This is a genomic window from Pelatocladus sp. BLCC-F211, from assembly GCF_041928655.1.
Taxonomy (GTDB): Bacteria; Cyanobacteriota; Cyanobacteriia; order Cyanobacteriales; family Nostocaceae; genus Pelatocladus.
The window spans coordinates 1-20016 of sequence record NZ_JBHFLM010000029.1; the positions used below are offsets into that span (position 1 = coordinate 1).

16 protein-coding genes are annotated in these 20016 nt (G+C 39.7%); 7 read left to right on the forward strand and 9 right to left on the reverse strand.

The window, feature by feature from the left end; all coding sequences use genetic code 11:
• Window positions 1-190, reverse strand: a 190-nt coding sequence (locus ACE1AT_RS02620) for a hypothetical protein (RefSeq protein ID WP_374865761.1), incomplete at its 3' end; no start/stop codon positions are given.
• A gap of 229 nt (window positions 191-419) precedes the next feature.
• On the reverse strand, window positions 420-1424 hold the full coding sequence (gene aroF, locus ACE1AT_RS02625; RefSeq protein ID WP_374865762.1) for a 3-deoxy-7-phosphoheptulonate synthase: 1005 nt from the start codon (window positions 1422-1424) through the stop codon (window positions 420-422).
• Between the two features lie 740 nt (window positions 1425-2164).
• Here aroF and ACE1AT_RS02630 point away from each other — a divergent pair.
• Window positions 2165-2656, forward strand: a complete 492-nt coding sequence (locus tag ACE1AT_RS02630) for a hypothetical protein (protein WP_374865763.1) — start codon at window positions 2165-2167, stop codon at window positions 2654-2656.
• On the opposite strand, the gene ACE1AT_RS02635 is transcribed toward ACE1AT_RS02630, so the two are convergent.
• Window positions 2653-2871: a hypothetical protein gene (locus ACE1AT_RS02635; RefSeq protein ID WP_374865764.1), complete on the reverse strand. Its 219-nt coding sequence runs from the start codon at window positions 2869-2871 to the stop codon at window positions 2653-2655. The genes ACE1AT_RS02630 and ACE1AT_RS02635 overlap by 4 nt on opposite strands.
• Window positions 2872-3581: 710 nt before the next feature.
• On the opposite strand from ACE1AT_RS02635, the gene ACE1AT_RS02640 reads away from it, so the two are divergent.
• From ACE1AT_RS02640 to ACE1AT_RS02650, 3 genes are all read left to right on the forward strand, one after another.
• Window positions 3582-4373, forward strand: a complete 792-nt coding sequence (locus tag ACE1AT_RS02640; RefSeq protein ID WP_374865765.1) for a pentapeptide repeat-containing protein — start codon at window positions 3582-3584, stop codon at window positions 4371-4373.
• 81 nt (window positions 4374-4454) lie between these two features.
• Window positions 4455-5282 carry an SDR family oxidoreductase gene (locus ACE1AT_RS02645; protein ID WP_374865766.1) on the forward strand — a complete coding sequence of 276 codons (828 nt, stop codon included), beginning with the start codon at window positions 4455-4457 and terminating at the stop codon, window positions 5280-5282.
• A gap of 21 nt (window positions 5283-5303) precedes the next feature.
• Complete coding sequence (locus ACE1AT_RS02650) at window positions 5304-6215, forward strand: alpha/beta fold hydrolase (protein ID WP_374865767.1); 912 nt, start codon at window positions 5304-5306, stop codon at window positions 6213-6215.
• 55 nt (window positions 6216-6270) lie between these two features.
• Here the strand turns inward: ACE1AT_RS02650 and ACE1AT_RS02655 are convergent, their stop codons facing one another.
• The 4 genes from ACE1AT_RS02655 to ACE1AT_RS02670 form a co-directional block, all read right to left on the reverse strand.
• On the reverse strand, window positions 6271-8439 hold the full coding sequence (locus tag ACE1AT_RS02655) for a pentapeptide repeat-containing protein (protein WP_374865768.1): 2169 nt from the start codon (window positions 8437-8439) through the stop codon (window positions 6271-6273).
• Between the two features lie 205 nt (window positions 8440-8644).
• The gene (locus tag ACE1AT_RS02660) at window positions 8645-9523 is read right to left on the reverse strand and encodes a HEAT repeat domain-containing protein (protein WP_374865769.1); all 879 of its coding nucleotides are present in this window, start codon (window positions 9521-9523) and stop codon (window positions 8645-8647) included.
• Between the two features lie 406 nt (window positions 9524-9929).
• Complete coding sequence (locus tag ACE1AT_RS02665; RefSeq protein WP_374865770.1) at window positions 9930-10244, reverse strand: hypothetical protein; 315 nt, start codon at window positions 10242-10244, stop codon at window positions 9930-9932.
• 223 nt (window positions 10245-10467) lie between these two features.
• Window positions 10468-12279 carry an N-acetylmuramoyl-L-alanine amidase gene (locus ACE1AT_RS02670; protein WP_374865771.1) on the reverse strand — a complete coding sequence of 604 codons (1812 nt, stop codon included), beginning with the start codon at window positions 12277-12279 and terminating at the stop codon, window positions 10468-10470.
• 154 nt (window positions 12280-12433) lie between these two features.
• Between ACE1AT_RS02670 and ACE1AT_RS02675 the strand changes: the two genes are divergently transcribed.
• The 3 genes from ACE1AT_RS02675 (at window position 12434) to purH (ending at window position 16335) form a co-directional block, all read left to right on the forward strand.
• A complete protein-coding gene (locus ACE1AT_RS02675; protein WP_374865772.1) occupies window positions 12434-14071 on the forward strand; it encodes a CTP synthase in 1638 nt (545 codons plus the stop codon).
• Between the two features lie 132 nt (window positions 14072-14203).
• Window positions 14204-14632, forward strand: coding sequence for a hypothetical protein (locus tag ACE1AT_RS02680; RefSeq protein ID WP_374865773.1), 429 nt, complete (start codon window positions 14204-14206; stop codon window positions 14630-14632).
• 167 nt (window positions 14633-14799) lie between these two features.
• On the forward strand, window positions 14800-16335 hold the full coding sequence (purH, locus tag ACE1AT_RS02685; RefSeq protein ID WP_374865774.1) for a bifunctional phosphoribosylaminoimidazolecarboxamide formyltransferase/IMP cyclohydrolase: 1536 nt from the start codon (window positions 14800-14802) through the stop codon (window positions 16333-16335).
• Window positions 16336-17144: 809 nt separating this feature from the next.
• On the opposite strand, the gene ACE1AT_RS02690 is transcribed toward purH, so the two are convergent.
• Window positions 17145-17921, reverse strand: coding sequence for a peptidoglycan-binding protein (locus ACE1AT_RS02690; protein ID WP_374865775.1), 777 nt, complete (start codon window positions 17919-17921; stop codon window positions 17145-17147).
• A gap of 680 nt (window positions 17922-18601) precedes the next feature.
• A complete protein-coding gene (gene cax, locus ACE1AT_RS02695; RefSeq protein ID WP_374865776.1) occupies window positions 18602-19693 on the reverse strand; it encodes a calcium/proton exchanger in 1092 nt (363 codons plus the stop codon).
• Between the last annotated feature and the right edge of the window lie 323 nt (window positions 19694-20016).

Below are 20016 nucleotides of genomic sequence, written 5' to 3' on the forward strand. Positions count from 1 at the left end.
GGAGGAAGCGAGCAAAATATTTCATAAATTTGATATAATAGATTTGGTTGACTTCACCCCTATTGGTGACTGATAAGCCTCTGCCCAGTAGCATTGCGACTATTGGTAAGCGACTCCGTTGCACAGCATAGAAGTAAGTAGGCACATCTTGATTAATACAAATCACCTCCGGGTTTGTCCTATAGTGCAAAAAGATGCAGCATCTCATCCAGGGCAGTAAAATTTGTAGGGTACAAGGTCAGAAATTGCATAGTCTGCGGTAGGGCATTCCGTGGACTTAAAACAAAGCTCATCGCCTCTGAAGCAATAGCTGGATTGGATGAGAAGCTTACACTGTATGCTTGCATCAGTGTAAGAGTATGTCACCGTCAGTTATCAGTAGATGCAACAGAACCATGAAAAATTCATTTGGTTAACCACTAAGCCGCAGACAAACAAAGAGGGGTAGGTGCTAAACCTACCCCTAATTCTTCTGATATTTTTCTGCCAACTGCTGCTGCTACTGGCTTTAAACTTTCAACTAAATCCGCCATATCTTCTAGAGACAAAGCTTGGCGGGCGTCGGAAACAGATTTTTCTGGTTCTGGGTGACATTCAATAATTAAACCATCTGCACCACAAGCAATAGCAGCTCTGGCGACGGGTGCTACTAATTCCCGCTTGCCGACCGCATGGGAAGGATCTACAATCACGGGTAAGTGGGTGATTTGCTTGAGTGCTGCTACTGCTCCTAAATCCAAAACGTTGCGGGTATAGTTATCGAAACTGCGGATACCGCGTTCACACAGTACAACATCTGGGTTGCCGTGACTTAAAATATATTCGGCTGCCATGACAAATTCTTCAATTGTTGCTGATAAACCACGTTTGAGGAGAATGGGTTTACCCGCTTTTCCCAAGGCTTTGAGTAAATCGAAGTTTTGCATGTTGCGACTACCTACTTGCAGCATATCAGCGTGGGCGGCGACGACTTCGATTTGAGAAATTGACATGACTTCGGTGACAACTGGGAGATTGTAACGCGATCGCACTTCTGCTAAAATTTTTAATCCCTCTTCTCCCATCCCCTGAAAAGCATAGGGAGAAGTGCGGGGTTTGTAGACACCACCGCGCAATGCTTGAACAGACGCAGTAGATAGCTTGTGGGCAACAATCTCCATTTGTTCGGTACTTTCAACCGTACAAGGCCCGCCAATCACCACTATTTCTTGCCCACCAAAAGCAACTGTTTCGGAAATTTTCACAATGCTTTGGTGGTGGGGATGAGGTTTAGCGGCTAATTTGGCATTGATCATCTTCTTGTTCTCCTTAAAAATAGAATAATGGTGGTAGTTAATAGTTGTTGATTGTTCTAAAAAAGAAACAACTGAAAACAAAAAACCCGGAACTTGATTAAGTTCCGGGTGCTGACGTTTCATCGACATGACACTTTACCCGGAACTTATTCTGGGCCAAAAATAAAAGTAAAACCAGCTACCGAAGTAAATCATGACGATGGAATTCTCCTTAAAAAACAAAAACCGCAGAGGGGACTCTGCGGTTCACCGGGCGGTTTCCATTGGGAAACTTAATTCACTCCCGGTGAACCACCCTAAACCAATAGTAAAAGTAGAAGTTACTGCTAAACATAACGTGAGGTGCTTTCTTGAAAGAATTTATCTAGACCTATATCCAAGAACAATAACAGACGATGTGAGTATAGTCAATACCTTTCCGGAGAAAGTTAAGAAGGATAGGAAAATGCAAATATCGAGACTGAGAGTGAGAATAAAGAAGTATAGAATATCTATGTTTTTAGCTACGTAAGTCAAATGTAGAGAATAAAGTAGAAGATCCCACAATTCTCAGAAAAACGATAGACTCATTACAAAGCTGGGGTTTAAGACTATACCTTTATGTATATGTTAACCAAATTGTTGTTATACATATCCCTCTGAGAAATTAAGATGACTGTGTTAGTGTGCCAACATAATTTAACAGTAAGTAGCTATATTAAATGGTTAATAATTAGTAGTTAATGGTTAGTATTTAATAATGGGTAGGATTCCAATGCTTTTCGTTTATACAGTAGCTAGTAGAACAAAATAATTAATACCCAACAACCAAAAACTACCAAGAACTAACAATTTTGATTGATTTTCGACTGAATTCTAGTGATTGTATTATGCCTAGCTCCAAAACCAACATTCTAGCCACATCATTTGACTATAAAGGAGTTTATTCATGCCCAGTGTGTCATGTGGGCAAAATAAGTAATATGCCATTGATGGAAGCAATGTCTTGTGATTTTTGCCACCAGATTTTCACTGTTAATTTAGAACAGCAGCAATTAGTTCTACCTTCTAGACAACCTCCTTTAATTTGGCGTTGGAATGGCTTTAACTGGACAGAAGCTCATTTAGAAGGGGTAGAATTTGGTTGGAGTTATGTAGTGGCAGCGGTCGCGTTTATACTGTTGCCGACTGCTTTAATTGGGACAGTTGCTTACATTTTTCCGCCACATCCATATGCCCCTTTATCTTGGGTTCCATACATCTGGACAGTATTAACTTTTATCTCACATTTCACAATAATTGTTTGGCTTTTAATTGAAATTTATCAGATTCCAGTCAGGGCATATTTACGAGCTATGCGGCAACGTTTAATCGGTCGTTAAATGATATCTTTGTCTTGCGCTAAAAAGTGGTTCTCAAAACCCAGCGCCTGCTCACACAAACCGCGTAACTGCTGGCGCTGCTCTTTTTCTACTGGTACTATATAAGCCCAGCGTTTGCGACAGTAATCATCAATGGCTTCTACTAGTGTTGTCCATTCATCGTTAATCCAGATGCGATACTGGGGACTAATCAGACTCTTTTTCCCAGTTACCACATACTGTCCAGCCTTAAGCAATCAACTAGATAGTAACCACGAATGCGATGAGGAAAATATTGCTCAACCAAGCAGATGATTTGACAAATAATCTGGTCTATTCTAGCAATACCAGTTGTATTGATAAGATTGATATAAGTGTTCATATCTGAATAGTAATTAGTTATTCATAAAGCTCTTAATAAATTCGACAATTTAAACCATACAATAACTTTTTTAAAGCTAATTTATTTGAAAACAGATTATTTATTTAGTAACTTTGTAGACATGTGACTAACTTAAACAGGGTGTAATTTTAACTTAAAAATTTTCTGCTTGACTAAAATTACTTAAAGATGACAGCTACTAGCAAAAACTGAATAACTAACTCAAGGTATCAAATATTACTTCTTAAGTATAAAAAATAAGTAAAAATACTATTAAAATCCAACTAATTAAGCGTGTGATGCAGATAAATATGGCTTGATTTTTACTAATACAGGCATTACAAAAAATTTATTATCAAGTTGAGCAGCTAAAACAATTGTTACAATTTTTAGACAATCCTATCAGAGCAGAGCAAGAATGTATTGCTATAACCGTAGCAAAAGCAACGGAAAAACTGCGAACTTTAGCTGAAATATTCCCAATAGTAGAAACAATAGATAAAGAATTTAGCTGATAGTTGGTTGCATCACTCATAATTAAGTTGATTATCACCAATACGTCTTATGAGAGAGCTGGAGCGGTATTATCGGGTATTAGAGTTGGAGCCTGGAGCAACTTTAGAGGAAGTGAACCAGGCTTACAAAGATTTGGCTTTTATTTGGCATCCCGATCGCATCCCCTTAGATAACCAGCGTCTGAGAGAAAAGGCGCTAAAAAAGTTACAAGAAATTAACGAGGCTAGAGAACAATTACGCTCTCTCAAAACCAAGCATCAAATTCCCCATCATTCTCATCACTCCTATCAATCCCGTCAATCCCATCAACCCCGTCAATCTCATCAACCCCATCAACCCCATCAATCTCATCAACCCTATCAATCTCATCAACCCCATCAACCCCATGAATCACCGCCACCGAAAAAGCCACAACCAAAAACTACGTATAGTTCAACAAACCCTCAATCACCAAACTACGAACCACCCAAGCAAAATCCAGACTTGAGTGGTCAAGATTTCAGCAGCGCCAATTTAAGCAACAAAGACTTATCTAGCAGAAACATGAGTTACGCCAATTTAAGTGGTGCTAATCTCAGTGATACTTTTATGCATAAAGTCATCCTCAGAGGTGCAGATTTATCTGAAGCCAACTTGTTTAGAGCCAACTTACTTTTGGCAGATTTGCGAGAAGCCAATCTCCGGAATGCTAACTTGATTGGTGCTGACTTGAGTGGTGCTGATTTGCGGGGTGCTGACTTGACAGGGGCGCGTGTTCGTTCTGGCGATCGCTTACTTGTAAAATTGATTGGTGCTAACCTCAGTGGTGCGATCATGCCCGATGGCAATGTTCACGACTGATAATATGTTGATGGTTGGTTTTTGGTAATTGATTGGAATAACCAACAACCAACAACCAACAAACAACAAAACGAAAATGTCATGAATATAACAATCATTGGTTGTGGTTATGTAGGTTCTAAAGTTGCTCGATTTTGGCAGCAAGAACGGGGTTTTATTGTCACCGCAACCACAACTACTCCTGAACGAGTTACAGAACTAGAAACTATCGCCCAACGAGTTTTAGTAGTATACGGTAACGATGCTGAGAAGCTGAAATCAGTTTTAAAAAATCAAGATGTTGTCTTTTTGAGTGTTGGTGCAAAAGGCCCTAATACTTATGAAGAAAGTTATTTAGAAACAGCTCAGACTTTAGTTTCAATTCTCAAGCAAACTCCTAGTATTCAACAACTAATATATACCAGTAGTTGTTCTGTATATGGTGAACAAAATGGTGCATTAGTAGATGAAGAAACACAAGTTGCACCCACAACTCCTAGTGGTGAAATTCTCTATAAAACTGAACAAGAATTACTTTCAGCATCTAGTGACCATCTGCATGTGTGTGTTTTACGCTTAGGAGGAATTTATGGGCCTGGTCGAGAACTAGTCAAAATATATAGCCGAATTGCTGGCACAACTCGCCCTGGAAATGGTGAAGAACCAGCAAATTGGATTCATCTTGATGATATTGCTGCTGCTATAGAGTTTGCGCGTCGTCATCGTTTGCAAGGAATTTACAATCTTGTTGATAATGACGATCTGACAACTAGAGAAATATCTGATCGTGTGTGTGAAATACATAATCTACCCAAAGTTACATGGGATTCTTCTTTAAGTAGCAAGCGTCCATATAATGCCAAGATATCAAATCAAAAAATCAAAGCAGCAGGATACGAGTTTATTCATCCTCAGATGATTTTTAGCTGATTATTAAAGTAATAAAATATCATGATTAATCAACAGCAAACAGAATTTACTACACAGTTTTACACTTGGCAAAATTACCGTTGTGCTTACACAGTTGATCAACCGACTAATTCCACACCGAGTGGTATACCCTTGCTATTAATTCATCCTATTGGTGTAGGTTTATCCCGGCAATTTTGGCAAAGATTTTGTCATGAATGGAGACATCAACAACAGCGTAATTTAATTTATAATCCTGATTTACTAGGTTGTGGTGAAAGTGATCAGCCTCATATTGCTTATCATCCTAGTGATTGGGCAGGACAATTGCAATACTTTTTGCAAACAGTTGTACAAAAACCTGTAATTGTTGTAGTTCAAGGAGCTTTATTTGCAGTTGCAATTGAATTAGTTAACAGAGAACCAAATTTAGTAGCGGGATTAGTATTAGCCTCTCCCCCAGCTTGGCCATTGATTACTAAAGAATTACCAAAATGGCAAGCAAAATGGATTTGGAATCTGTTAGATTCGCCTTTCGGTAATGTTTTTTATCGCTACGCCCGCAGAGAAAAATTTTTGCGTGATTTCTCAACCAAACAACTTTTTGATTCCCCAGAAGATGTTGATTCAGAATGGTTAAATACTTTGTGTTTAGGTGCAGAAAATACTACTAGTCGCTATGCTGTTTTTTCATTTTTAGCGGGATTTTGGTTAAAGGATTATAGTAGTGCGATCGCAGCGATCAATCAACCTACATTAGTCGTTCTAGGTGAAAATATATCGAGTATTGCTAAAGAAGGTAAAAAACTCGAACCAGATGCATGGTTATCTGATTATCTTGCAGCTTTACCTCAAGGTCGTGGAATAAAAATTCCTGGTCGCAATGTTTTACCCTACGAATCCACGGCTGAATTTGTGAAAGCAATATCACCGTTTATGAATGAATTTTCATGAACAAGCGATCGCACTTTTGAAAATTGGAGCAAGCAGTTAACGCATATTTTACTACTTATGGCAAGCCAAAAAACTTAGTAATTAAAGGCAAAAGCTTGGCACAGGCTTCAAAAAAACTAGTGGTTGAAGGTAAACCAGCGACAGTTCCTTTTAAAATCTTAATTGCCGTTTTTGCCATTTTCTGCATAGCTCCATCTTCAGGTTTTTGACCTGCTTCCGCAATCGTTTTAACTTGTTCTAGAGCTTCTGCTTTATCGTCATCACTCAAACTTGTGTCAGTCTCAATCGCAGCTTGTAGTTCTGTTAATAGTTCTTTAATTCCTGGTTTGTCTGGTTCGGGCGCATCAGGTAATTGATTAATAGTATTAGTGACATTACCGCTAATTGCACCCATCGCGACACCTGTCATTGACATATTTTCACCAGCAGCAGCCACACCACTGATATTACCTTCAGTACCACTAATTGATATATTGCCTTTACTTTGAGACATGATAAATTCTCCTTGAGTTTGATAGGTTTCTACATAAAATTTGGGTTGATGAATCGCATTTTCTAATAGTTTTTCTAGGCTGCGGATTCTTTCATCCTTTTCTTTTATTCCTAACAGTAATGCTTGTAAATCACTATAAGGTAAAGCTTGAATTTCACTATATGTTTGAAAATATTCTTGATATAATTCCGAACGATTAGCGTTACCAGCAACTTTAGCTTGGAGTCGAATCTTTTCATTTCCCCTACCTTCTAGTGCGACTACTTCTAATTGGGCTTCTGGGTGATTTTCTGCTAATTGAGCGATCGCCACAGCAGCCGCACTCGGATCAATACCTTCATAATGAAATAGATCAAGAGTTTTAAATTTCTTACCTACCTCACGCAAATCGAGATGTTGAGTGTGGTAAAGATCAAGGGTTTTAATAATTGGAGTGATAAAATCAGCAAAGTCCCCTTGCTGGAAAGTTTCATGGCGATTGTCAGGTTTACGACAAGGATCTGGATCATCTTTCGTGGGTAGTTGCATATATATATAATCGCACTTTACCCCATCCAGCTTTGTGTCAGTAGAAATACCCCAATTTTCAATATAGGCTCCTGTTAAATCAGCCTGCATCAGATTAGCATGATATAGCTGTGCTTGAACCAGTTTTGCTCCTGATAAATTGGCATTTTGCAAAGTTGCTGCATTGAGGTCTGTACATATCAAACTGGCGTCTTGCAGATTAGCATCCTTTAGGTTCAGTTCCTGCAAATCCAAGCGATCAAAGTTTTGCTCTCGGCCATCCTTAGTGATTAACAATCTCCGCACTTTTGATTCTTCTAAATATGTACCTTCAACACGAGCCTGATCCACCTTTTGGGCATCATACCAACAGGTACGGCTGAGAGTTGCTTTTCTAAAATCTACACTTTTAAGGGTAGCTTGGGTAAAGTCAGCATCCGTTAAATCTGCACCACGAAAGCTAGTTCCCTTTTGAGCTACGATACCAATAGCAAGCGATCGTACTAATAAATATTTGTTGTTTCCAGCTATTGCTTGCCAACCTATGTAAATACCAAATATTATCCCCACTAAACCAATCGACCCAGCTGTCAAATAAGCTGACTCATCTGATCTCACTCCGAGTGAAGCACCAAATACAGCACCAAAAAAAGCCATTAATCCTGTTAAGCTTCTAGCCCCTGGTAAAGCCATAACTCTCGCCACAGCAACAGCTACAGCCATATTTCCCACCCCAGCCAACACCCCAACTAGAGCTATTGTTGTAAATACCGCACCAATTACTAGATGTCTACCAACTTCATTTTCTGGGAAAAAAGCTAGTGCAGCTACTAAGCAAGCAGCTACAATCTCAGCTAATGTTGCTAATGTTGCTCCTAAACCTTGCCAAACAATAATAATTAAAAATATTGCCGAGATAATTAAAGCAGCAAATCCAAAAAAAGCAGTTTTATAAGTAGGATTATTTAATAAATCACCAATGAAAGCACCAGCATAAGCTGAGATTAATCCTGCAAGTAATGACATCATTAGTGACAAAGCAACCAAGCAAATTGCCCAGAAAATTGGCAATCCTGCTTTCGCATTACAGAAGTTTGCACCAATCAAAATAGCATTACGAAAGTCAGCACCCCGAATATCAGCATAGCTAAAGTTTTCTCCTGCGAGGTTTTTACCCCGGAAGTTTGCACCTCGTAAATTAGCATGGTGAAATTCGTTTGCCATATTTGTTCATTTATTATTCTGTATTTGAATCTGTGGATTAGGCGTTGCTGAATTGCGGGATGAATTCGGATGTAGAGACGCGATATATCGCGTCTCTACAAAGATTTTGGCATTACGCAGAATCATTTTCATACATGAAATCAGCAACGCCGTGGATTATTTTGCTTTTTATTAACGCCTCTCCGTCGAATATTGACTGAGTTAGTCACCTGAAATTTACAGGACATTTCCATCTTAATACAGCCCGTATTGCTGGAATTTTGCACATTATAGGTGGATTGGTTTTTATGTAATTACCAACTTCCGTTGTACTTACCTGTACACTAACGTTGATATTATCAGTAACTTTAGTAACTGTGCAGTTTTTAGAGATGTTTGTTGGGTTGGAACTGACGCGATGATTCGTGTCAATACCTACCTGAACACCTACATCGGTGGCTACACATCCATTACTACTTTGTGTAGAAAGTTTGTCTTTGTTAATTTCTCTTAAAGCACTTGTAGCCGCAGAGCGTACTTTACTATCTGGATCTTTGAGAGCATTAGTTAAAGCCGGAATTGCTGCTTTTGCTTCTGTACCAAATAGCCCTAGAGTAACAGCAGCATTAACACGGACATTACTATCTTGATGTTTGAGAGAATTAATTAGAGGTAGAACTGGATCTTTACCAATTTGCCTGAGAGCATAGACAGTAATAGTCCGAACATCCTGATTTTTATCCTTTAATAATCTATTTAATACAGGTACTGCTGGTGCAGCTTGTGAACCAATTTCACCAAGTAAAGCAATTGTGATGATACGCAAGTTCTCATCTTTATTTTCTTTGAGGGCTTTGATTAAAGCCGGAACAGCTTTTGATCTGCACGCTACTAAAGCATTAAAATCAGCAGGCTCACCTTTGTTTAATTGCTGAATATGTTTTTTAATCTCTACATCAGTACATTGAGACTGAATTGATGGTGTTTGAGCTAGTGTTTTTGTAGTTATTAAAACAGGTAAGCTTATTACCTCTAACAAAGTTAAGGCTGTCAAGATAGCTGCTTTAGATTGCCATTTTTCCTCGATTTTTTCATGTGTGTTCATCTATTATTTCATCTTTGAATCTGTGGATTGCTTATAGAGATAAGCTTGTCAATAATGCTGTTTTGAATTTGCAGTTTTTGCTATACACAATAAACCTCCTTGCAAACAAGGAGTGTATTTAAATTTTGATCAATATTAGTGATTACCAAATAAAACTATAAGATTCCAGGTTCTGCTTACATATTTTGCAAAAATTAATATTTGACGTAGCAAAACAGACGATTGATGTAGTGTTTACGCTTATAAAAATTATCAATACCTTTGGTTGTTTAACACAAGTATTGTTGTTGATGCTTGCACAAGTGCGATCGCACCTGCGGAATATGGATTAAAATACACAAACCTCAGTGAGTCTTCACTGAGGCTGTTTAGAATTGGCTAAATAGATCCGACAATTAGAAATTGATTAACGACCATAATAGTAGTAGTCATCATCGCGATCGCGACGGTAGTAGTAGTCATCATCATTGCGATCACGGCGATAGTAATTGTCGCGACCACGACGGTAGTAGTCGTCATTATAATCATCGCCGTTTATTTGCATTTGCTCCTGGTAGCTGCGAGTTTCCGAGGTTTGAACATTAGTACCACCATTGATAGCAGCACCATTTTGATAGGTTGTTTGGCGATTATATTGCTCTTGGTCGCCAGCGAAAGCAGCAGTAGGAGCGATAAGCATCGCAGCAGCTACTAGACCAAAGGCGAAGGGTTTGTTCAACATATTTTTAGACCTCATCAGTCGTATGTTGCTGGAATCAAGATGCTATTGGAAAGTTAGGAATAATTTGGCTCATACCAAACATTCAACAACACCTAATACCTTACTTAAATAGTAGCTACTCTTGCAAAATATGGTAAAAAATCACTAATTGTTAACAGATGAAAACGCATTAAATTGGCGTAAAGCTTACGCTGACTCTATTTCCAGCTAATCTAAACTACTTTCATTTCACACTTTTAAACCACTCGACAATCCCTTGTGCGATCGCTCGTGCTAATTTCTTCTGTTCTTTTTCATCCGTCACCCATTCAAATTCATCGGGGTTACTCATAAAACCCAACTCTAATAATATAGATGGCGCACTCGCTGGACGTGTCAAAGCTAAGTTATCCCAAAATACACCGTAGGAAGGACGCTTTCTAGTTTTAACGAGATACTTCTGCATAAATATTGCTAAGTCGTGCGCTTGGGGATGATACCAAAAAGTTGCGACTCCTTGAGTATTTTCAGCATCACCATCGTCGGGAAGAGAGTTGTAATGGATCGAAATAGAAATGGCGGGTTGTTCTTTGTCAATAATTGCTTGGCGTTGAGGAAGCGAAACTTCTTTGTCATCTTCCCGCGTCATCACTACTGTCGCACCACGCTTTACTAATTCATCCCGCACTAATTTCGATACTTTTAAATTCACATCTTTTTCTAAATATCCATTCGGCCCACTCGCACCCGGTTCTTTCCCCCCGTGTCCCGGATCTAATAATATTTTGATTCCCGATAAAGGTTTTTGTTTACTACTTAAAATAGGAGAATGGCGCAAACTCAATACTAAGCTTGTGCCTTCGTACCTGAGCTTGTATCCCCATTGTTGATTTTTTTTGAGGTTAAAGGTGTATTGGACTTGCTCTGGCTTGATTTGCTGCCAATCTAGGCGAGAAATTAGAGGGTTGTCATCTAGACGAATAATATCGGTTTGAGCGGTGGTATTGTAGAGATTAAGGGTGAAAGTTTGATTGCTCTGTTGTACACTCACGGGAACGGGAACTTGCAAAGGAAAAACCATCTCGGTCATGTTAGGTAGTGGACGATAACCAACACTACGAATGATTGAGCGTGGAGGTATAGCCCCTGGTATAATGGTTGTTTCTTTACTGTTGATCCAGCTGCCATAGTCCAAGCGTAACCATTCTCCTTCCTTAGCTGTGACTGCTGCACGTGTACCTTTAGGTAACGGCGTCAGTCGAGAATAATCTGTACTCGGACCAGTACGAGCAACACCAGCATCGGCTGTGACTTCCACAACTGGCAATTTTGCTCTTGAGAGGATAGTAATTTTTCCTGTTCCTACCTGATTGATTGTTTTGCCATTCTGTGTCAGTTGAAACTGAGGTTTACCCAAATCTATTTCTTTGGTGTTGTCTGCAACGACTGCATCAGAAGTGGTGTGATCTGCTAATGCTGTAGTGCAACCCTCATATTTACTAGCGCCATTGTTAACAGCAGGTTGATTTCGTCCTGTCAGTGCTGCTGAGTTACCAGGGAGTTGTACTTGCTGGGGTTGGGGCGACAGGGGAATTGTTTGATTACCCAATTTTACAGAGACACTAGCTTTGGGAGTAGCGATCGCGCTAAAACAAATCAGTTCACCCGGAAGTCTCGCAATGTCAACTACTGGAGTCAAAGAATCTTTGGCAAAAGCTAAACCTTGTGGTATTTCTGGTTGAGTGGAAAGCCTTGTCACCTGGATCTGGATGGTTTGATTTTGGTAGTTGATCCTAAAGGTGTTTTCTCCCGGCTGCAAAGGTAAACTAGGGGCAAAATGGCCAGACTGACTGCGCTTGATTGCCTTACCATTGATCAAAACCTGTCCGGAAGTGGGGGCTGTACCAAGAAAAAAGATGCGATCAGCACTTGTTTGGTGCTTGGGAGGGGGATAAACAACCTGGAAAGATGGCTCTTGTGCCAAGACAACTACGGAGGAAGCGACTATAAAGCCTAATATTACAGATCCTATAAGTGATTTCACGCCAAATTTCATTAAGATTCACAACGACCAAGAAAGGCAGAAGGCAGAAGGCAGAAGCCAGAAGGTAACTATGTTGAGAATGAAAATAAAATCTATACTTAGTTTTTCATACTTCATCCTTCATCCTTCATCCTTCACCTTCAAAAGTTACTAGAAAACAAGAGTTATGACTAAGTTTGTATTTGTTACCGGCGGTGTAGTTTCCAGTATCGGCAAGGGCATTGTAGCAGCAAGCCTGGGACGTTTGCTCAAATCTCGAAATTATTCGGTATCGATTCTCAAGCTCGATCCATATATTAATGTTGATCCAGGAACAATGAGTCCTTTTCAACATGGAGAAGTGTTTGTTACCCAAGATGGTGCGGAAACAGACTTGGATTTAGGGCATTACGAGCGCTTTACTGATACCTCGATGTCACGTCTCAACAGTGTCACTACTGGCTCAATCTACCAAGCAGTCATTAATCGAGAGCGGCGCGGTGACTACAATGGCGGCACTGTGCAGGTGATTCCCCACATCACCAATGAAATTAAAGAAAGAATAGAACGAGTTGCTAAAGATACTAATCCTGATGTTGTAATTACGGAAATAGGCGGTACAGTCGGAGATATAGAATCACTGCCGTTTTTGGAAGCAATTCGTCAATTCCGCAAGGATGTCGGACGACAAAACGTGTTATATATGCACGTTACCTTGATTCCCTGGATTGCTTCGGCGGGTGAAATGAAAACTAAGCCGACCCAGCATTCTGTAAAAGAGTTACGTTCAATTGGTATCCAACCAGATATTTTAATTTGTCGATGCGATCGCGCCTTACCAACCGGACTTAAATATAAATTATCCGAATTTTGTGATGTTCCCGCAGCTTGTGTAATTCCGGCGATCGATGCTAAGAGTATTTATGAAGTACCGTTAATTTTAGAACGGGAAGGACTAGCACAGCAAACACTGGAGTTGCTGAACATGGAGCAACACCAACCTAATTTAACTCAGTGGCAAACTCTGGTAGAAAGGCTGTATAGTCCGAAACATCGCATCGAAATTGCTATTGTTGGTAAATATGTACAATTAAGTGATGCTTATCTTTCTGTAGTTGAGGCGTTGCGTCATGCGGCGATCGCCATGAGTGGTGAACTGCGTTTGCGTTGGGTAGACTCAGAAAAACTCGAAGTAGAGGGAGCAGAGGATCATTTAGCTGGTGTTGATGGTGTAATTGTACCCGGAGGTTTTGGTGTACGTGGAGTTGATGGTAAAATTGAAGCCATCAAATATGCCCGTATTCATCAAATTCCTTTCTTGGGTTTATGCTTAGGAATGCAGTGTTCCGTAATTGAATGGGCCAGAAATATTGCGGACTTTACGGATGCCCATAGTGCTGAATTTGAACCCCATACTGAAAATCCTGTCATTAATCTATTGCCAGAACAGCAAGACGTAGTAGACTTAGGCGGGACCATGCGTTTGGGTTTGTATCCTTGTCGCGTTGTGCCGAATACCTTAGCTTTTAGTCTGTATCAAGAAGAAGTGATTTACGAACGACATCGCCATCGTTACGAGTTTAATAATGCTTACCGCAACCTGTTTTTAGACTCTGGTTATGTCATTAGTGGCACTTCTCCCGATGGACGTTTAGTGGAAATGATAGAATTGCCTAATCATCCTTTCTTTTTAGCTTGTCAATTCCATCCGGAGTTTCAATCTCGTCCCAGTGCGCCCCATCCTCTATTTCAAGGCTTTATCGAAGCTGCGATCGCTCGTTCTCAATCTTACGAAGGCAGACAAACCCCTGTTCCAGTTTCCTAAATTTCTTTACAATCAGTCGCTATTTTCCAGAGAATTCACGCACAGTTTTCTGGTAGATGAAGATTTATACTCTGCTAAGAGGGTGCTGTGTAGGAATATGCTCCTGATATATTCCGGATCTAAGGAGACTTTGTGGCGTACTGGTTAAAAATTAGTTACGAGAGGAAGGAATATGTGGTCAATTTTGAACGCGTAAGTGCCTTTTGTTACGAGCAAAACGGTCGGGTAACATTTTGGCTACCCGATTGCGCTATTCCCATTGTGATCAATCCTCAAACTAACCAGCAAGACTACCAAAAAGTTCTGGAGTACATTCAATACATCACTGAAGCAGAGTTAGAAAATAGCTACTGGGTAAAAATTCACTACGAGAGAAACGAGTATGTAATTAACCTCAACTGTATTAGTTCTTTTTGTTATGAGCCACCGAATGGTAGAATCACGTTTTGGCTACCAGATGGCATTATTCCAATTATTATTAATCCAGTTAGTAACCCAGAGTCTTACGAGAAGGTGGTGAACCACATTCAAAAGACGACTGGGCATTTTTTGTCTGAATAAATATTAAGTAGGGTGCGTTACGGCTATGTAAGAATTTGAGCATTGGCGAAAGTAGAAATTAGCGGTAACGCACCGCATGATTGTGGTACATTACACGTTGCTTTTAGCCTTGGAATTGATTCCAAGGCAGGATATTGCTTGTATCAATCAAAGAAAACTGGGGAATTATGGCGCGTCTAGCACTGTTGAGTGTATCAAATAAAACTGGATTAATTGAACTTGCTCGTAGTTTAGTAGAAGAGTTTGATTTTGAGTTAATTAGCAGTGGTGGTACTGCTCAAACTCTCAAAAATGCGGGATTACCAGTTAAAAAAGTCGCAGATTACACAGGCTCACCAGAAATATTAGGTGGTCGTGTGAAAACTCTACATCCGCGCATTCACGGAGGAATTCTCGCGCGTCGGGATATTCCGCAAGATATGACGGATTTGGCAGATAACCAAATTCGTCCAATAGATTTAGTAGTGGTAAATCTCTATCCTTTTGAGGAAACCATCGCTAAACCCAATGTCACATTAGCAGAAGCAACTGAGCAAATTGATATTGGTGGCCCTGCTATGCTGAGGGCAGCATCAAAAAACTTTGCCCATTTGACGGTGTTGTGCGATCCTTCCCAATATGACGAGTATTTGCAGGAATTACGCCAACACACAGAACCATCGTTTGAATTTCGCCAAAAGTGTGCCTTGAAAGGATTTTTGCATACTTCTAGTTATGATCAAGCGATCGCATCTTATCTGCTCAAAACACAACAAACAGAACTACCAGAAACATTCACTCTTTGTGGGAAGCAACTACAATCTTTACGCTACGGCGAAAACCCCCATCAAAGTGCAGCTTGGTATCAAAGTGGTGCAAATTCCACAGGTTGGGCTGCTGCTACTAAACTGCAAGGAAAAGAACTCAGTTACAATAACTTAGTTGATTTAGAAGCAGCACGCCGCATCATCGCCGAATTCACTGACAGTCCGGCTGCAACGATTATCAAACATACTAACCCCTGTGGTACAGCTCAAGGCAGCACCATCGCCGCAGCTTACCAAAAAGCCTTCAATGCTGATCCTATGTCTGCTTTTGGTGGTATCGTTGCCCTCAACCGTCCAATTGATGCTGCAACAGCAACTGAGTTAACAAAAACATTTTTAGAATGTGTAGTCGCACCAGGATGTGAAGAGGACGCGAAAGCAATTCTGGCTGCGAAGTCGAAAGTACGGGTTTTGACTTTAGCGGATTTAAGTAGTGGCCCCAAAGAAACAGTCAAAGCGATCGCAGGTGGTTTCCTTGTCCAAGCTTCAGATGATATTGTCGCCGATACCAATCAATGGCAAATCGTCACCGAACGCCAACCCACACCCACAGAATTAGCAGAATTACTGTTTGCATGGAAAGTTTGTAAACACGTCAAATCTAACGCTATTGTTATAAGTAGCGATCGCACAACTTTAGGTGTTGGTGCAGGACAAATGAACCGCGTTGGTTCAGTGAAAATAGCCCTTGAACAAGCTGGTGAAAAAGCTCAAGGTGCAGTTCTTGCTAGTGATGGATTTTTCCCCTTTGATGATTCTGTCAAAACTGCGGCGACGGCGGGAATTATGGCGATCGTGCAACCAGGTGGAAGTTTGCGAGATCAAGATTCGATTCAAGCTGCAAACGAACTTGGTTTAGTAATGGTTTTCACTGGTGTACGTCACTTTTTACATTAATCTATCTCAAGTAGGATGTTACACTTGCCAAAGTGTCTATATTATGCTGGTAGATAGATAAACACAATGTTAATCTTTAATTGTGTGTGAGGAGTAAGTTTGAAGTAAAAAGCGTTTGGAGTGGCAACATGGTAACACTGCAAGCGCTTTTTTAATGGCAAATTATTGAAGAGAAAAATTTTTTATCTTAAGTACTTGTCATCATCAAAAATTAGTGATATCTTTTAGTTGTGTGTGAGGAGCAAGTGTAAAACGAAAAGCGCCTGGGGTGGAAACACGGCAACACTCCCAAGCGCTTTTTGTTTTTTAAATTTAATTATTAGTTGTTAGTAGTCCCAATCAACAACCAAATAATGCAAAACAGCAGCCCAATATTGATAATTTCTAGGCTGCTGTTTGAAGATAAATTTTAACAAATCCAAGATTTTTGAATCCTAACTCAACTAAAAAATTCCTAGTAGAAATATGACAGTTAGCCCGCACAAGGCAAGCAAAGAGATGATCATGATGTTGCCTACACTATGATCTTGTGTTGATTGGTGTGTTTGTTCACTCATAATGACCCACCCAAATTTTAATTCTCATGCTGTAATTATAAATAAGTGAACTGGGTAAATCTGTCGTATCGTAAAAAACTTGATTTATGTTCACCAATGTTCAAATTGAGAGTAAGTTTAATATCAAATAATTGAACTTTTGTTGCCAATCAAGGTCAATCGTCAATCGTCAATCGTCAATGGTCAATCGTCAATTTGAAATTCTCTGTACTCTTAACAATGGACATTTGACAATAGACATTTGACAATAGACTATCTTGTTAACTCCCGCCAGGTTTTTTGGCCGACTATTCCATCTGAAACTAAATTTCGGCGATTTTGAAAAGCCTTGACAGCAGATTCTGTTAAAGCACCAAAAATTCCATCTACTTGCACAGTATAACCGTTAAATCTTAATACCCGTTGCAACACTCTGACTGCATCACCCCTATGACCAAAACCGAGAATTGGTAAATCCGGACTAGCTTGAGCAAATTTTGTTACCCGTGTATTGTTTGTGGGTCGTTTATTTCTGACACGAGGCGGTTGTCTAAGTCCCCCTGCAATATATTGAGGCTGGTGGTGAACAGATTTTGGGAGAACGGCAGTATATTGATTTATATCTTGAGCTTGATGTGTGGAAGTAAAAGCAAGTAAAAAATTATCGTCAGTTGTTGTCCCTTCATAAAGGGAAGTGAACTCTGGTTGTACATTTGAGCCATCAATACTGTCTGTAGCAGTATCTTCTGTTACAACTGGGGAGTCCTTGGATTCATCAAAGTTTTGTAGTTTTTGTTTGATAGTTTGAACTTGATGATTGTCATCAACTATATCAGGTGCGATCGCAGACGATATCACAGAAACTTGCTTATCCTCTGCGATGAACTCAGGTGGTGTGATTTGATTTGCAGGAACAACCTCAGATAACTGATTTTCTTCTGACTTGTTTATGTCATTGTCTAGCTGAACCGGTGAATTCACCTGAGTATTAGGTAAAGAAGGTTGTCCTGTTGTTAACACGCCCGTTATCAGTAGACCCATATCACTCATTGTATTTCATTTTACTAACGCCCATATTTTCTTTCACACACCAAACAGTTAATCCTCCGGAATAGTGCGTATTTATAACTAAAAAATTTAGTTATTTTCTTCAAAAAATCGGTGCGATATTCAGAGTAGCCTCCTTGTGATAGATGGCAAATCAAAATCTGAGTAAAATTGCAGATAGAGTGAATATATGTGTAATATCAAGTCCTTTTCAAACAAAAAAACAAAAAGACGTAAACCATAGTATAGTTTATTATTCCTACACTTAAATTTTAAATTTAACACTATTAAGGTAGCGTTCAAGTTTGTGCAATTGTCATTTCCTACTAAGTAGCTCAATCTCTTTGTTGAGCCAAGGAATGAGGGGGTTGAGGGGTGTCACCCTTCATTTATTCACTTACACTATTTCGGTAATTAGTGATAGATGATTCACATTTTTATTACTGATCACCGATTACCGACAATTCTCTTAGGACTTATGCAAAACTATACACAGTAGGAGCAATTCATGTAGACGCTGCATCGGCTATTTACTCTATGGGAAGCCGGACAAAGAAAGCCCATCTACAGAAGCCACTACTCTAGGAGAAGCCAGACTTCGTCCGTCTACGTGTCGAAGCGCAGGGTATTTGCCCCTACTGTGAAAATTATAGTTTTGGTTATTGTTTGCGTCAGTCCTGTCTCTAACTCATAGCATCAACTACTGGGTAGAAGTAAAAAGCAAATCCCAAAAGTATGTAAGCCGCTAAAAGTAACGTGCCTTCTAACCAATTTGATTTACCATCAGAACTAATGGAATTTGCAATTAATACTGATACAGCTACGGCCACCAATTCAAAGGGACTAAAATCTAGATCCATTGGTTGACCGAAAAATTTCCCTACAATCACTAACACGGGAGCGACAAACAGAGCAATCTGCATACTTGATCCCACTGCTACGGAAAGGGAAAGATCCATTTTGTTTTTCATTGCCACAGTCACAGCTGTAGCATGTTCAGCAGCATTGCCAATAATAGGAACAAGGATCACCCCTGTAAATAATGCTGTCAAGCCTAACTGTGATGTGGCTACTTCTAGAGAATCCACCAATAGTTCTGATTCTATTGCTACTAAAAGTGTACATACCAACAACACCCCGCTCCACAACCAAATATTAGGTTTGTGATCCTCCGCTTCCAAAGCTTCTGTTTCTGCTACACCCACATCGTAAAGATACGAGTGAGTTTTCATCGAAAATAGCAGTGTCAAAGCATAGACTAGGATTAAGACAACAGCTACTGCTAAAGAAAGATTTTGCAGGGTTTTTTCACCAATTGCTGGCGAGGTGACGTTCATTGCTGTTGGCAATAAAATAGCAATCACCGCTAAATTCATCGCAGCTGAGTTCATCCGCGCTACTATCGGTTGAAATGTCTGTTCTTTATGGCGCAGTCCGCCTAATAACATAGCCAAACCCATCACCAATAGCAAATTGCCAATAATTGAGCCGGTGATACTGGCTTTGACTACGTCTACTAATCCCGCTTTGAGGGCAATGATCGCAATAATTAATTCTGTGGCATTACCAAAAGTAGCATTTAATAATCCTCCTAAAGTAGGGCCTACTACCACAGCGATTTCTTCTGTTGCTGTTCCCATCCAAGCAGCTAGAGGTAAAATTGCTAATCCAGCTGCAATGAAGATTATTAAATCTCCCCACTGTAAAAAGTGAGCCGCCACAGAAACTGGAATAAACAGCAATAGAACTAAAAAGAGAATGTTTTTACCTGACATTTGTTAATAGTTAATGGTCAATTGTCAATGGTCAATCGTCAAGGGTCAATCGTCAAGGGTCAATCGTCATTAGTCATTGGTATTTATTGTCTTCCCACACTCCTCACACTCCCCACTCTCCCTTGTCTCCCCCCTTCCCTTGTTTTCTTTGTCTACTGTTTAAATTGTTCCGAAATTTTACTGTTTACACACAGATAGCAAAGTTTGTAAAATAAATTGGAGTTTTACGGAGTATTAATAAATTTTCTTTGCAAAACTTTTTATTAAACCGTAAATATTACACCAAAAATAATGTTTAATATATTAAAAGACAATTAAATTTT